This is a genomic window from Anaerobacillus sp. QJM3NY_17, from assembly GCF_056173665.1.
Genome location: NZ_CM149685.1, coordinates 2,601,780 through 2,616,180 on the forward strand (window position 1 = coordinate 2,601,780; position 14,401 = coordinate 2,616,180).

The window sequence follows — 14,401 nt, forward strand, 5'->3', positions numbered from 1 at the left end:
TGAAAAAGAAAATCAGTGAACAGAAACAGAATTTCAACATACCCTACTGCTCTTATTGAAAGTTATTTAAAATGAGACCTATTCTTCCGCTCCACCTTATCGTTAACTTAAAACGTTATCTTGAAATACTCCCTTTCACTGACCTTCACACTTCATGCGTATTAAATAGTTGCAAAAACCATAGTTTAGAGGGTAAACTAATAATGTTTAGAGGGTAAACTAGTGGAGGAATGGTAAATGAATAAGAAGTTATGTGAAGCCGTTGAGCTTTTCGAAGAAGTAATCATGTATGGAACAGAACGAATTATTCGTTCTTTTGAGCATCAACTATTTGAAGAATATTCTTCAGAGCAGCTTCAGATGCTTCAAATTATTTCTAAATCAGGTCGTATTTCACCTGGGAAGCTCGCTTCTTTACAAGGCGTTCACAAAAGCGCTATATCAAACCGTTATAAAAAACTTGAGATGAAAGGACTCGTGGTCACAGTTGATTCCGAAGAGGACCTAAGAGGGAAATCGATTACGCTTACTGAAAAAGGAAATGACGTTGTCGACTTATTTGATAAAGTGATCTATGAACATGTCGAGAATATTGTTTTAAACGATTTTCATGAAGAGGAAATCGACGAATTCCTTCGTATTTTCCGCAAGTTAAGTTCAATTTTAAAAGCAGAAGGAGATGCAAAATGAGACAAATTTTAAAATTCAAATGGCCAATTGCCATTGCACTTATTGCTCTAACAGCCGTACTATTTGTTTTATCCCCTAACCTTACGAAACAAGCTGAAGATGCTGGAACCTTTCAATTACCTGAAAATGCAGATTCAAAAATAGCCGCAGACATTCTTGAGGAAGCTGGTGCGGGCGATGAAACCATTTCACTTGTCTTTACCTTCGATGAACCAGTAAATGAGGACTCTAAAGAAAAAGTTTCTTCAATTGCAAAAGAAATTGCTGGAGAAGGCTCACTCATAAAAGAAGTACTCGATCCATTTGAAAGTGAAGAGATGTCTGATCAACTTGTTTCAGATGACGAACAAACCATTCTTCTTCCCATTACAGTCGATGGAACAGACGATGAAGTGAATGAGCTCGCCAATCATATTCGTCAGGATCTAATTCCAGACAATACGACTGCTTACCTTACAGGTGAATCCATTATTAATCACGATGTGAATGAAAGTGCTCAAAAAGGACTTGAACGTACTGAAATCATTACTGTTGTGTTGATTTTCGTTCTACTTTTGGCCGTTTTTCGTTCGATTACAACACCTTTCATTCCTTTACTAGCAGTAGGGGTTACGTATCTCCTAAGTCAATCGATCGTAGCCTTTTTGATTGATTGGATCGGCTTTCCTGTATCCAACTATACTCAGATTTTCCTCGTTGCCGTCCTGTTCGGGATTGGAACAGACTATTGTATCCTTCTCTTAAGCAGGTATAAAGAAGAATTAACTGAGGGACATTCTGTAGAAGATGCGATTGTGAATACGTACAAAACAGCAGGCCGCACCTTATTAATTAGTGGATTAGCTGTATTCATCGGTTTCGCAGCGATTGGCTTTGCAGACTTCCCGATATTTAAATCAGCTGTTGGGGTTGCTGTAGGAATCGCGATTCTTATGCTCGTCCTCTTTACTCTTGTGCCATTCTTTATGGCCTTATTAAAAGATAAGTTGTTCTGGCCTTCAAAGAAATCAGCGTCCCACAAAGATAGTAAACTGTGGACTTCGTTCGGTCGTTTCTCTATTAACAAGCCCATTTGGTCTATGCTCGTTGTCGCTGTTATTATGGTTCCACTACTTTTCACTTACGACGATCAACTGTCGTTTAATACAGTAAACGAGATTGGTAGTGACTATGAATCTGTTAAAGGACTAGATGCAATTGAGGAAGGGTTCGGCCAAGGTGATTCACTTCCGGTTAAAGTGATCATTCAGCAGGATCAAGATATTGTTACAGAAGATTATCTTCCTTATATCGAAACAATTAGTAAAGAAATTGAGAAAAATGATAATGTTGATTCCGTTAGGTCCATTACAAGACCAGCAGGAGATGTGATTGATGATCTTTATGTTGATTCACAACTTGCACAAGTTGGGGATGGGCTCAACGAAGCAACGAATGGCATCGATGATGTTCAAAACGGCCTAACCGAAGTTCAAAATGGATTGGATAGTATTAGTAACCAAATTCCTTCTAGTAGCAATGCTGGTGGACTTGAAGACGCCGTAAATGGACTGGGGCAAATTAACGATCAACTTGGCTCTATTTCCGCTGGGCTTCAACAATCGCAAAATGTTGCTGCTGCTTCCGAACAGCTTGGGCAGGTGCAACAACAGCTCGGACAAATCCAACAGGGCCTCGCTGGCGCCTCTTCGGATCTACAAGGTCAGGCTGGTCAGGCGTCTGAGCTAAGCGGTGGCATTACTGAACTATCTAAAGGTGTGGGTTCATCCATTGATGGTCTTGATGAAATAAAGAACGGCTTACAAGATGCTGCAGACATCGTGACCGATATGGGTAATTCGAAAGCTCTTCGGGCTACAGGTGTATTTATTCCAGATGGAACCCTTGAAGACGAAGAATTTGAGCCTGCCATCGATCGCTATGCCTTCGATGAACAAAAAGCGGTAACACTTGAAGTTATTTTAAAGAAAGATCCTTATTCTACGGAAGCTATTGATACTGTAAGAGAAATTAAAGAAACAGTATCACGAACGATTGACGGTACGCCGCTTGAAGATGCAACTGTCGCTTATAACGGCGTAGCAAGTATTAACAGTGACCTATCTGACATTTCAACAAGTGATTTTACTAGAACAGTCATTATCATGCTTGTCGGTTTGTTTATTATTCTAACAATCCTTTTCCGCTCCATGATCATGCCACTTGTTATGATTGGTTCGCTGTTACTCACATACTTTACATCAATGGCGATATCGGAGTTAATCTTTATTAATCTACTAGGCTATGATGGCATCACATGGGCAGTTCCATTCTTTGGATTTGTAATGTTAATTGCACTAGGTGTCGACTACTCCATCTTCCTACTCGACCGTTTTAACGAAGAAGCTTCCATTGGGATTAGGGAAGCAATGCATCGCTCTATGGCAAAAATGGGGACGGTAGTCATCACGGCCGCTATTATCCTAGCTGGTACATTCGGGGCCATGATGCCTTCAGGCGTTCTTAGCTTAATGCAAATTGCGACCATTGTCATTACTGGCTTACTTCTTTACGGCCTAATCGTTCTACCACTTCTAATTCCTGCTGTTGTTGTCTCATTCGGTAAAGGAATTTGGTGGCCTTTTAAACCTAAAAAATAATCATTCACATTTTCATCGATCAAAAAGGCTCAGAGCGTATCGCTCTGAGCCTTTTAAATAGAAGCAACATTGTGTATCACTACTTAATCTACATAACACCCTATTTCAATTCCGTAATATTCAAAATATAGTCTCTCAAAAATAGAAATCATCCTATAAAAACAGCTATTATAACTCATGCCTTCGACTGTCCACGCTGTCGCGAGTACGGCATGACAATATCCCGACAAAAAGAGTCGCTCTAAATTCAGGTTCAGTTCATTTGTTAAAATTTCTATCCGCTTTTTCGTTACTTCATAAACCCCTTTATCAGGAAGACGATTTAAAAGAAATTGGCTCAAATCATACTCTACTTCACCGATTAATCCCTTTGGATCAATCGCAACCCAATCTCCCTGTTCTGATGCCAGTACATTATAATGATGAAAATCTCCATGAAGCAACTTATATTGAGCGATTGTTTGATTCAGCTTAGCAAAAATGCTTAGTGCATTTACGAGAACATGTTGGGAAAGCGGACCGTATCCTTTCTCATTACGATTGACCGTATCTCGAAGCTCCTCTTCCCTTGCTCTCGTCGTTTGAATTCGAGTGTTTCTTGGAGCAGGAAAGGATAGCCTTCTGACAACTTGCGCTGCTAAATAACAGGCTGTTTCGTCATCCTCTATTTCAGCTAACGCATATCCAGGTGACAATTTCTCTAAAATGAGAATTCCTTTTCCTGTTTCATAGTCAAGAACTTGCACCATCCCCTGATGTTTAAATAAACGTAGTGATTCTAGCTCATTAAGAAAGTCAGCTCCTGGTATACATATTTTCACCACTATTTCTTTTCCGTTCCTAAGCTTAGCAGGGGCAACATAATTAATAGAGAGACGGTAAGGTTTTTCCATTTTCATTGACCATTTTTCTTCACAGTAATGGATGATTCCAGGTAACTCCTGTAGCCATGCTTCTCCTTCTTCCTTAAAATAAAGACGAACCGATTGCACAAACTGCTTTTGAAACTTCACCTTGCACCTCCTATTCTTCACAATGATTCTAGTAAAGAAATAAAGTGAGATAAGCGATCAAAACGCCAATAAAGCCACACATCAAACTATATGGGATGTTTTTTAAGACGATTTTATATGGATTCATTTTTAATCCAACTGAAGTGAGTGTAACAATAAGCCCATAAGGAGCCGAAGGAACGGTAGCTATCGCGCTACTTGCAAGCAGGAGCGTTAACGTCACAGAAGGAAAAGTGTTTAATAATAGTTCACTTACCCCACCAAAGATTCCCATTGTTGCAATGGGATGGACACCTAATAGTGTCATGATAAGAAAAGTTGCCTGAATGAAAAGCATGATATAAACTTGATGCCCTTCTAATGCCACAAGAGGGTCCTGTAAATACCGTAAGTATGGAGAACCATTTAACGTTTCTGTAAAAAAAGAGAGTGTTAGTAGTAAGACAATAAAATTATGTAAATGATTGGTTTGTCTTTTCCAAGTTGGCCAGCCAATTTTAAGGAAGCTTCTTTTTCGTTTCAGGAGTACCGCCCAAATGTAAGCAAACGGGAACAGAGCGATCGTTACAGCAAACAAAAAGTTAAACTGAACAACATTGGTTAAAAATACAACAACGACTAAGAACAGTACAAGCGCCAGAATAAATTGAATTAACTTCTTCCGACTCCCTCTTCTCAAATTCGTAGAAGCCCCAGTTTCTTCAACGACTTCGTTTCGAAAGATGATTTTTCCAATACTCGAATCGATCGCAAAACCAAGAAAAGCAATAAGTAACATCCATGGTAATACTTCTAAATAATTGGCATTCGTAATGAAAATCGAAGTAGCTAACAATATTTCTAACGGACTCCATAACAGAGCAAGTGAGTATCCTCTCAAAGTAGACCTTGCTATAAAGCTATTTCTAACGTTTGTGTTAGCATTCTTCAACTGTTTTTTTAATAGGTCTTGAGAAATGGTAGCGGACGATAGATTTAAAAATGCAGCGAGAGAAACCATAGTCGCTTCTCCACGCACATATAATTCTCCCATCCCTTTCACATTGCCACCAAGTAACGTTTGTAGTAGCTTATTATATCTCCCCGCTTTAACAACGGTATTCATCCATGGAAGCATCGATATAAGAAAAAGCAATCCTATATTCCCCGCAAAAAAGGAGGGGATTTTTGTGATAGACTCATTGCTAGATAAGTAGAAAACTGCCCCCGCGGATAGAAGGATGATGCCAAGTATTTTAAATACACGATCGGCTTCCTTAAAATTAATGACAATCATTACAATTGCAAACAAGCCAATTACGGTATAAAGGGAAGAATTAGACCAGAAAAGGTAAATCACATCCAATAGAAAAACAAATAAATAAAATACATACAAATACTGAGTAAAATTACGGTTCCACATGATATTCTCCTATCCAATAGCGAACGGCAAAAGGTTAAGTTCGTCTACTTCCCTGTTGTTTGGTTGCTGTTCTTATCCTATCGATAACAGCTGGAATTTTCAAGAATTTAGAAGGTTTCAACCGCTAAGAGTTTTATGTCTCATCATTTACATCTCCATTTGAGAAAGATTTACACTCACTCTCTTTCAAGCACTCTTAGCAAAAAAAAGTACCGCCCGATTTAACGGACGGTACAAAAGGGGGAAAATTATGTTAGTTTGAATTTACCCCTTCTCCAAATACCTAAACCTCTTTTTTAAAAAATCCTTACTATTATTTTTTTCGTTCGAAGTTAGCCTGTTTAATGAACTCCTGTGTTTCAGGGTGCTTAAGCATGAGCAATAACTCTTTTTCACCAACAAAACGTAACTGATCAATTTCCTTATCAAGCGGACTAAGATCCTGTTCATCCCCCTCGTACTCATAGTGAAACATGGTGGTAACCTAGTTGTGATAGCCAATTTTATTTTGAACCTCAGCTGGAAATTCAAATGTGATCGATTCATCAAACTTTTTCATCAGCTTGTATTTTATTGATCCCGTTTCCTCTAGCAATTCTCTTCTAATCGAAGCTTCAACGTCTCTATCCTCGTCTTCTACTCCACCTTTAACGAAATCCCACGTTTCACCCTGAGACTCTTGTCCCGCTTTGGTATTCAGCTTTGTTTTATGAACGATCAAAAAACGGTGCTTATACGTTACGATAGCCCCCACAGCCTGTCTTGTTCTCATAACCACATCACTCCAAGCTAGTTTGTCGCATATTCACTCTCATCTGGCCTATGACCATTCTTTAACTCTCGCATTGTGAAACCAAAATCCATTTGAAGATGAGGGTAATCTTTGAAGCTACTCCAATCGCCTCCCCATTCAAAACCAAGGTCTTTCGCCATAGCAACAACCTCCATCCAATCTGACTTCCCGTTGCCATTATCGTCTCGCTCCATATCCCAAACGACGTCACCATCATCTAACTTTAATGCAAAATCAATTGCTAGTCCGTAGTTATGATAGGAACCGCCGCCCGCTACGTTCGTCACCACCTGGCCCCCAGTAGAACGTCCCTTTTCATAAAGAGCATCCTGTTCTTCTTTCGTTCGATGCCCAGCAGTTATCACAATTTCTATTCCAGCTTCAGCAGCTCGATTCATCAACGCCTTTTTTGCTTCATTAACCTTTGGGTGAAGATCAGTTGGTAAGGGCACATCCTTCTTTATGAATTGTCTTTCAAGATCATCACTTATATAGATACAAAAGATACCGACTCCTATTATAAAAAGGAAGGTTATAAGTTTTTTCGATCGTCGTTTCATAACAAAACCTCCCACATTACTAATCTTGTCATTTGATCATAACATAGCAATCTGACATAGGTTAATACGGACGTTCGCTTCATGAAGCGACTTGTCTGTAATACCTGCGCCACAAGGAAGATTTTCTTTAACAAGCTGTTTTGCTAAAGAAATAATGGTTTGTAAGCTGCTCAACTTTTTGCCTTCTTCACATTTTTTTGGGTTTTCGATCCATTCGATAAACAAATGTCCTCTTCTGCTCTTCATCATTTTTTAGGCCTGTTTGCTTACGTTAATTTTTGGTAAACTTTAGTAGTGTATAATAATGGAAGGAGCGAGGATATGAACCGAATTATGGTAATGGGATCTTCCGGCGGGGCGGGTAAATCCACCTTCGCCCGTCGGCTTGGTGAAATTCTAGATCTGAAAGTTTTTCATCTTGATACCCTTTTCTGGAAGCCCAATTGGGTGGAAACTAGTCTTGACGAATTCCGTGATACCCAGGAAAAGATTGCTATGACTGAAAAATGGATCATGGAAGGGAATTATAGCAATTCTTACGATATTCGGGTTGCACGAGCTGATACGATTATTTACTTAGATGTTCCGAGATTGCTTTGCATTTACAGGGTGCTAAAACGATGGGTCACTCATATCGGTCAAACTCGTCCTGATATGGGCAATGGGTGTAAAGAGAAAGTGGATTGGTCTTTTTTAACTTTCATTTGGACGACCTATTATCCTCGTAAAGAGAAAATGAGAAGTAGATTCGAACAATTAGAACAAACTTCCCCCGATAAATCCATAATACATTTAAAAAACAAAGCAGATATCGCTAATTTTCTTCATGAACTTCATTCAAAGCATACAATTTTGTCATAAGCCATGATAAGATAAGGTGCAGTATGTTTGAATTGGAAGTTTCCTGTTCAAAATGAATATAGAAAGACTATTGAAGCACATGGAGGCATTATGCTAACTTTTGAAGAAAAATTAGAAATTATTGAATCATCCTTTCCTGAACTGACACGAAAAGACGTTTCTCTTGGACGTGTGAATTTTCACTATGAAGAAGCGGTTATTGATAAGAAAAATGTTGTTTATCATCTTCACCCTAATGGCAACGGCTATGTATTTGGTGACCTTATTGAAGGGTATCCATTAGATGAAAGAGGAATGGTTAATATCCGTGATTTCTCAAGCAACGAGCTTCGTAAAATCATAGGCGAATCCATTCAATCACTTTCTGTTCTTCCTGGTTCAGATATTGAGATCCAAGTTTGGGTAAACGATGAAGATCAAACTCTGGAATTAATGTATGAGCCTGAGCTCGAACTATGGAATGTTTATGCTGGAGATATCCTTGATGGTACATTCCCTTCTCGTAACGAAGCGATCCAATATCTTGATGAAGAAGGATTTACTAGAAAGTAAACCTTAAGCGCCTGCCACCTTTTAAAGGTGGCAGGCTTTTCCTATTATCAATCTATCGGTTTATAAAACCCCGTGGATTTCCCTGTAAACCCACACGCTTCATAAAAAAGGTGTGCAGACTTCCTTTCATCCCGATTCCCACTATTTAAGACGATGGTTGAGGCACCCTTTTCACGAGCTAGATTTTCTGCTTCCAAAAGCAGAGTCTTCCCAACTCCCTGCTGCCGGTAATCTTTTGCCGTTACCATTGTAATAATTCTTGCAACAAGAATATTAGCAACATAAGATCGTTCATAATGCATTCCAAGCAGTCCAATCAAAGACTCCTGTTTTTCACTTACAAGCGTGACGTACAAAGGATCTGACAAAATTGGTTTTAGACGCTCCGTCACTTCGCAGACAGAGGTCTCATACCCCATTTCTGAAAGCAAATAAGTAAGCCATTCCTCATCACCTTTTCTAGCCCTTCTAATGTTCATCGTGCTTTCTCTCCTCGTAAGTCTTCATAATGATATCTTTTTGAAACCTGTTTTTGTGAAAATAATAATAAAAGCGGCACAATTAAAATAAGTAAGCTCACTACCCCTATCCATCCCAAACCGTCCCATAGGATACCAACGCCCGAACTACCTGCTGCTACTCCGGCATAGTAACTAATCAAATAAAAACTAGATGCCCCACTCTTATGATGCTCTGCCGTCTTTGCAACAGAAGCTGATGCCATCGAATGAGAAATAAAAAACCCTGCACAAATAACGCAAAGCCCAATCATTACCACAATCAGTTCTTGATATAGTGTAATGGCAACTCCTAACGTTAATAATAAGAGGCCCGTTACCATCGTGCGCCGTAAGCCAATACGAGATGAAATTCGTCCTGCAATTGGTGGTGAAACTACTCCGAGAATATACGCAAAATAAGCAAGGGAGATCCATTTTAACGAAAGAGAAAATGGATCTTGTTTAAGGAAGAAAGGCAAATATGTCCACACGCCCGTAAAGATCACTTGAATGAGAAAGCCAAGCGTAAATAGCGATAAGAGCCGACGATCTCTTAAATGTACAAACATTCCTTTCATATCCTTTATAACACTGCTATTCCCCCCCTTAAAAAAGCGAGAGGGCGGCAGGAGCCAATAAAAGCAAATGATCGCTATAATAGCAAACCCTGCAAGGATGATAAAACTTACTTGCCAACTATATAAGTCAGTCAAATATCCTGTTGCGACTCGTCCACTAAGTCCCCCCATTGCATTGCTCGCAATAAAAATGCTCGTAGCAAGTCCTACGTTACTTGGAGCTACTTCATCTGCAAGATAAGCCATCGCCGATGCCGGTATACCTGCAAGAAAGAATCCCTCAATACACCGAATAATAAGCAGAAGAAGGAATGAATTCATAAACGGCATTATTAGTAATGAACTAAGGACAAAAAGGAGCGATATTTTCATCACTACTGTTCGCCCATAGCGGTCTGAAATAAAGCCAAGTATAAGAAGTCCTGGTATCATCGTGATGACGGGCATGGACATAAGTAAGCTTGACGTTGTTGCCGTTAAATGAAATTCACTCACAAATATTGGAAGCAACGGTTGAAAAGCATAAAGTGCCGAAAAGACTAATAATGCTCCACATCCAAGACTAACCGCCGCTCGCCAGAAACCCGCATCTTTTGATGTATATGGCTGATTGTTATTTAGAACAACTGACACTTGATCATCACCTTCAATTTTCTATCTTACTTTTATTTTAACTGATTGGGAATTTGAGTGAGATCAATTCCCCACACCACTGGCATATAAAAATAAATCGCCAGTGTAATAATGACGACAGATGTTAGGTTTAGCCAGAAACCTGCTCTCGCCATATCTGGGATTTTTAAATAGCCTGACCCGAATACAACGGCGTTCGGAGGGGTTGCAACCGGAAGCATAAAAGCACAGCTTGACGCAATTCCTGCCCCAATCATTAGAGCATAAGGATGAACTCCGATCGCGGATGATAGAGACGCCATGATTGGAAACATCATTGTCGCCGTCGCCGTATTTGATGTAATCTCCGTTAAGAAAATAACAAGCGATGTGACAAGTAGTAAAATGACGAACAGATGGATGCCTTCAAGAACCGTTAATTGCTCCCCAATCCAATTCGCAAGTCCTGATTCCTGAAAGCCAGAAGCAATGGCGAGTCCGGCTCCAAATAATAGAAGAATTCCCCATGGTAATCCTTTTGCTGTATCCCAATCTAAAAGAAAGGCACCTTTTTTCGAAGGGGCAGGTATAAGAAAAAGTAATAGCGCTGCAGTCATCGCGATGACAGTGTCATTTATATTCGGATTAAGCTCACTTAAAACAAAGGAACGGCTAATCCAGGCAACCGCAGTGAAAGAAAAAACTACCATAATGACCTTTTCTTCCATAGACATTTTCCCAAGATCCGCTTTCTCCTTATTAATCACCTCTTTCCCGCCTGGCAGCTCTTTAACATTCATCGGAAATGCCATTTTCACAAGGTAATACCAGCAGCCAAATAAAAGAAGAACAGTTAAAGGTACGCCAAACATCATCCAGCGGGCAAATGAAATCTCGATGCCATATAGCTCATTGACCACCGCTGCAAAGATGGTATTAGGAGGTGTTCCAATCAATGTTGCTAAACCACCAATTGAGGCACTGTACGCGATGCCAAGCATAATGGCTTTTCCAAAATTAAATTGCGGAATCCCTTCTTGCTTCATATCAAGCTGCTCGGATACTTGATAAATCACCGCCAGCCCAATTGGCACCATCATCATAGCCGTTGCCGTGTTTGAGATCCACATTGATAAAAAGCCTGTTGCAATCATAAAGCCAAGTACAATTCTCTCTGTACTTGTTCCTATTGCTGATATAATGAAAAGAGCAATTCGTTTATGTAAATGCCACTTCTGCATTGTAAGCGCGATCAAAAAACCACCCATAAAGAGAAAAATGGTGTTATCGCCATAAGCTGATGCTGTTAAATCACCTTTTAGTCCGCCCGTTAGTGGAAATAAAATTAATGGTAAAAGAGACGTCGCCGGTATCGGAATGGCTTCTGTAATCCACCACGTTGCAATCCACGCCGTACTTGCTAAGATGGCCAAACCTGCTTCTGAAAGACCATTTGGATTAAAAAACAACATTATGCTAAGAAAAAGGACCGGTCCGAGGATCAACCCCGTCAGTTTCCTTTTATCATAAGCAGGATCTGGTCCAGATGCATAACCTGGATTTTTTTGAGAACTTTTTGAAGGGATTTCCGGCGTGTGTGAAGAAGCGAATGTTAAGAGATCTTTTGCTCGATCATGTTCTTTCCATAATTGGTTCCAAAGGTGTTGTTCCATAGTCATACCTCCTATCGTTCATTAAACTATAGTGTAGAATTCGCTCGCCACATCTGTCAATAAATTCACAATTTTGGTACTTTATTACTCTCTTTCAAGAAAGGACTTTTGATTCGTTTTTCCATTTCCATACAAGTAATTCATTTCAACCCCCTTAAATTTCCATTTGGGGCGAAAATTATAAGTTGATGATATGTTTTTTATAATTCAAAATAAATAAACTCAATGATTAAATGTAAGTATAGATACACAATCCACAACAAGTTGCTCAAAATCGATCCAGGGGGTATATGATGAGAAAGATACAACAGACTACTATTAATTCGGTTGTGAAATACGGACAAACAAAGCTTCCAAAATCAGCTAATACAGAATGTCCAGAATGCGGAAGCGATGCTTCATTTCAACTGAAGTTCGATTATCAAATTAATCAGGCTGTGTTCTCCACGCTTTCTCGCTGCTCTATTTGTAAAGAAGCTGTGCTTTTCATACTCATTAAAACGTCCCATAATGATCGCGGAGAAGAAGTTGAGCTATTCGTGCATCAAACCTCTTTTACACGAGAGCCGCTCGGCAGACTGACTAGCACAGCTAGATTACCCGATGACCTTGAGCGTGTTTATCGCTCAGCAGTGAATGTACATAACATGAAGGATTGGACCGCAACGGCTGTAATGGCTAATCGTGTTCTTGAGAGCATTACAGGTAGTTTTCTATCTGAAAATGAGCTAGGACAGCCACTTTCTAAACAGCTAGAAACACTTGCTAAACAGATTGATTTAGAAGAACCAATTGTAAAACTAGGACACCTACTAGGCAAAGGTAGTAATTTAAATAACCTCCTTTGTCTTGAGAAAGCTACAAGCGAAGAAACGGCCAACTTAATTATCGACTTACTAGATTCACTTATTGAATACTTGTACATTCTTCCTCAACGAATTGTGCATCTTCAAAAACAAATCGAAGGATAATAAAAAAAAGCAGGTAGCTCAAATTGAGCTACCTGCTTTTTAAATGCTCATATCAAATTTTAATTCAAGATTCTGTTTACTATCACTTTAGCCCTTTTTCGAAATAGAGGGATAGTTGATGAAAATCGCAATAATTCCTGCAATAGCAATGAGGATTGGATAAATTGAATACGGTAGTAGAGCGAGTGGCGAAATCGACGCAAGACCTGCTACTGCAAGCACCTGTGCCCCATATGGGAGCATGCCCTGTATACTACCTGAGAAAATATCAAGAATACTAGCAGACTTTCGTGGGTCTACCCCATATTCTTCGGAAATGTTTTTCGCAAGTGGCCCCCCCATTATGATCGAAATGGTGTTGTTAGCTGTTGATAAATCAAGCACGCTTGCGAGACCGGCGATACCAAACTCTGCTCCTCTACGAGAAGTTACTTTGCTCAGGATTTTGTCCAATACGTATTGTATTCCTCCGTTATGCTTAATGACTTCAATCATCCCTCCGATGACGAGTGCAATCATGGCAAGGTCTTCCATCCCTTTTATGCCCTCTGTAACCGTGGAGATCAGTCCACTCATTCCAAATGTTCCGTTATATAAACCTACAATCCCAGCAAATAAGGTACCACTTACAAGTACAATAAGAACATTAACACCAGCGATCGCTGCGATCAGTACACCTAAATAAGGGATAATTGTAACGAAATCAAATGCGTGATCTCCTCCAACCGTTGCTTGCTCTCCCATCGTTAAAGCACCATAAATAATGGCTGTTACGATAGCAGCTGGCAAGACTATAAAAAAGTTTACTTTGAATTTATCTTTCATTTGCGTATTTTGTGTGCGTACTGCCGCAATCGTAGTATCTGAAATCATAGAAAGATTGTCACCAAACATTGCCCCACCTATGACCGCTGATAAAGCCAGTGCCGGGGCAACTCCGGTTTGCTCTGCAATTCCAATTCCAATGGGAGCAAGTGCTACAATCGTTCCCATCGATGTACCCATCGAAATAGAAATAAAACAGCCAATGACAAACAAACCTACGATTAAAAGATTAGCCGGTAGAATTGATATACCTAAATTAACAATCGAATCTACTGCTCCAATTTTTTCAGCTGTTCCGGCAAACGCCCCAGCCAGTAAAAAGACCAAAATCATTAATATGATATTCGTATTACCTGCTCCACGACAAAACACTTCCACTTTTTTCATAAAGCTTTCTTTTCGATTCATCGAAAGAGCTACGCCCGCCGCAATTAGAGAAGCGAGAATAACAGGCATACTATAAAAGTCCTTTGTTATGATAGCTGTACCAATAAAAAGCACAATAAATATTCCAAGGGGAAGTAAAGCCAGGCCGTTCCCCTTTATTTCTTTCTCCATTATTCATGTCTCCTTCATCTTTTATTCTGTCTCAATAAAAAAAGCCCACTTCAAGAGAAGAAGGCTTTTGCACTTATCTCTCAAGATTTCTCTTGCTGGAAGCAGCACCTTTCTGATCATCAGAGGTTGCTGAAGCTTCTTTGGGCCAGGTCCCTCCACTTCTCTTAATAAGAA

General features: G+C 39.7%; 15 protein-coding genes and 1 riboswitch. Of the genes, 5 read left to right on the plus strand and 10 right to left on the minus strand.

The features are described from left to right. The first annotated feature begins 237 nt into the window (after window positions 1–237). Both AC0VYV_RS13650 and AC0VYV_RS13655 read left to right on the plus strand, forming a co-directional pair. Window positions 238–690 (plus strand): MarR family winged helix-turn-helix transcriptional regulator, encoded by a 453-nt coding sequence (locus AC0VYV_RS13650; RefSeq protein ID WP_430246046.1) that lies wholly within the window; start codon window positions 238–240, stop codon window positions 688–690. Beyond that, entirely contained in the window at window positions 687–3,329 is a 2,643-nt protein-coding gene (locus tag AC0VYV_RS13655) for an MMPL family transporter (RefSeq protein ID WP_475373919.1), read from the plus strand. The genes AC0VYV_RS13650 and AC0VYV_RS13655 overlap by 4 nt, the downstream gene beginning before the upstream one ends. 83 nt (window positions 3,330–3,412) lie before the next feature. Here the strand turns inward: AC0VYV_RS13655 and AC0VYV_RS13660 are convergent, their stop codons facing one another. The 6 genes from AC0VYV_RS13660 to AC0VYV_RS13685 all read right to left on the minus strand — a co-directional run bounded on the left by AC0VYV_RS13660 (window position 3,413) and on the right by AC0VYV_RS13685 (window position 7,271). Further along, complete coding sequence (locus AC0VYV_RS13660; RefSeq protein ID WP_475373920.1) at window positions 3,413–4,342, minus strand: aminoglycoside phosphotransferase family protein; 930 nt, start codon at window positions 4,340–4,342, stop codon at window positions 3,413–3,415. A 28-nt stretch (window positions 4,343–4,370) separates the two neighbouring features. Beyond that, window positions 4,371–5,744, minus strand: coding sequence for a hypothetical protein (locus AC0VYV_RS13665; RefSeq protein ID WP_475373921.1), 1,374 nt, complete (start codon window positions 5,742–5,744; stop codon window positions 4,371–4,373). A 313-nt stretch (window positions 5,745–6,057) separates the two neighbouring features. Beyond that, entirely contained in the window at window positions 6,058–6,219 is a 162-nt protein-coding gene (locus AC0VYV_RS13670) for a hypothetical protein (protein WP_475373922.1), read from the minus strand. A gap of 9 nt (window positions 6,220–6,228) precedes the next feature. Then, a complete protein-coding gene (locus tag AC0VYV_RS13675) occupies window positions 6,229–6,516 on the minus strand; it encodes an NUDIX hydrolase (RefSeq protein WP_475373923.1) in 288 nt (95 codons plus the stop codon). Between the two features lie 17 nt (window positions 6,517–6,533). Beyond that, window positions 6,534–7,097, minus strand: coding sequence for a M15 family metallopeptidase (locus tag AC0VYV_RS13680; RefSeq protein ID WP_475365427.1), 564 nt, complete (start codon window positions 7,095–7,097; stop codon window positions 6,534–6,536). 36 nt (window positions 7,098–7,133) lie between these two features. Then, entirely contained in the window at window positions 7,134–7,271 is a 138-nt protein-coding gene (locus AC0VYV_RS13685; RefSeq protein ID WP_430246031.1) for a hypothetical protein, read from the minus strand. A gap of 147 nt (window positions 7,272–7,418) precedes the next feature. On the opposite strand from AC0VYV_RS13685, the gene AC0VYV_RS13690 reads away from it, so the two are divergent. Both AC0VYV_RS13690 and AC0VYV_RS13695 read left to right on the plus strand, forming a co-directional pair. Next, on the plus strand, window positions 7,419–7,958 hold the full coding sequence (locus tag AC0VYV_RS13690; protein ID WP_475365429.1) for a P-loop NTPase family protein: 540 nt from the start codon (window positions 7,419–7,421) through the stop codon (window positions 7,956–7,958). A gap of 90 nt (window positions 7,959–8,048) precedes the next feature. Beyond that, window positions 8,049–8,510 (plus strand): hypothetical protein, encoded by a 462-nt coding sequence (locus AC0VYV_RS13695; protein ID WP_226615440.1) that lies wholly within the window; start codon window positions 8,049–8,051, stop codon window positions 8,508–8,510. 47 nt (window positions 8,511–8,557) lie between these two features. Here AC0VYV_RS13695 and AC0VYV_RS13700 read toward each other — a convergent pair whose 3' ends face one another. Genes AC0VYV_RS13700 through AC0VYV_RS13710 form a run of 3 tightly spaced genes read right to left on the minus strand, consistent with a single transcriptional unit; the run spans window position 8,558 to window position 11,873 of the window. After that, window positions 8,558–8,989 (minus strand): GNAT family N-acetyltransferase, encoded by a 432-nt coding sequence (locus AC0VYV_RS13700; protein WP_430246024.1) that lies wholly within the window; start codon window positions 8,987–8,989, stop codon window positions 8,558–8,560. Beyond that, complete coding sequence (locus AC0VYV_RS13705) at window positions 8,986–10,221, minus strand: MFS transporter (protein WP_475373924.1); 1,236 nt, start codon at window positions 10,219–10,221, stop codon at window positions 8,986–8,988. Before AC0VYV_RS13705 ends, AC0VYV_RS13700 begins: the two co-directional genes overlap by 4 nt. 32 nt (window positions 10,222–10,253) lie before the next feature. Then, window positions 10,254–11,873, minus strand: coding sequence for an SLC13 family permease (locus tag AC0VYV_RS13710; protein ID WP_430246020.1), 1,620 nt, complete (start codon window positions 11,871–11,873; stop codon window positions 10,254–10,256). 293 nt (window positions 11,874–12,166) lie between these two features. On the opposite strand from AC0VYV_RS13710, the gene AC0VYV_RS13715 reads away from it, so the two are divergent. Further along, entirely contained in the window at window positions 12,167–12,844 is a 678-nt protein-coding gene (locus tag AC0VYV_RS13715; protein ID WP_430246017.1) for a hypothetical protein, read from the plus strand. Window positions 12,845–12,931: 87 nt separating this feature from the next. Here the strand turns inward: AC0VYV_RS13715 and AC0VYV_RS13720 are convergent, their stop codons facing one another. Beyond that, on the minus strand, window positions 12,932–14,227 hold the full coding sequence (locus tag AC0VYV_RS13720; RefSeq protein WP_194222049.1) for a Na+/H+ antiporter NhaC family protein: 1,296 nt from the start codon (window positions 14,225–14,227) through the stop codon (window positions 12,932–12,934). 70 nt (window positions 14,228–14,297) lie between these two features. Beyond that, window positions 14,298–14,401, minus strand: a riboswitch (SAM riboswitch).

Excerpts from the sequence above, each read along its gene's own strand:
- AC0VYV_RS13650 (WP_430246046.1), top strand. The coding sequence starts at position 238 with ATGAATAAGAAGTTATGTGAAGCCGTTGAGCTTTTCGAAGAAGTAATC.
- AC0VYV_RS13655 (WP_475373919.1), top strand. The coding sequence starts at position 687 with ATGAGACAAATTTTAAAATTCAAATGGCCAATTGCCATTGCACTTATT.
- AC0VYV_RS13665 (WP_475373921.1), bottom strand. The coding sequence starts at position 5,744 with ATGTGGAACCGTAATTTTACTCAGTATTTGTATGTATTTTATTTATTT.
- AC0VYV_RS13670 (WP_475373922.1), bottom strand. The coding sequence starts at position 6,219 with ATGTTTCACTATGAGTACGAGGGGGATGAACAGGATCTTAGTCCGCTT.
- AC0VYV_RS13675 (WP_475373923.1), bottom strand. The coding sequence starts at position 6,516 with ATGAGAACAAGACAGGCTGTGGGGGCTATCGTAACGTATAAGCACCGT.
- AC0VYV_RS13680 (WP_475365427.1), bottom strand. The coding sequence starts at position 7,097 with ATGAAACGACGATCGAAAAAACTTATAACCTTCCTTTTTATAATAGGA.
- AC0VYV_RS13690 (WP_475365429.1), top strand. The coding sequence starts at position 7,419 with ATGAACCGAATTATGGTAATGGGATCTTCCGGCGGGGCGGGTAAATCC.
- AC0VYV_RS13695 (WP_226615440.1), top strand. The coding sequence starts at position 8,049 with ATGCTAACTTTTGAAGAAAAATTAGAAATTATTGAATCATCCTTTCCT.
- AC0VYV_RS13700 (WP_430246024.1), bottom strand. The coding sequence starts at position 8,989 with ATGAACATTAGAAGGGCTAGAAAAGGTGATGAGGAATGGCTTACTTAT.
- AC0VYV_RS13710 (WP_430246020.1), bottom strand. The coding sequence starts at position 11,873 with ATGGAACAACACCTTTGGAACCAATTATGGAAAGAACATGATCGAGCA.
- AC0VYV_RS13715 (WP_430246017.1), top strand. The coding sequence starts at position 12,167 with ATGAGAAAGATACAACAGACTACTATTAATTCGGTTGTGAAATACGGA.
- AC0VYV_RS13720 (WP_194222049.1), bottom strand. The coding sequence starts at position 14,227 with ATGGAGAAAGAAATAAAGGGGAACGGCCTGGCTTTACTTCCCCTTGGA.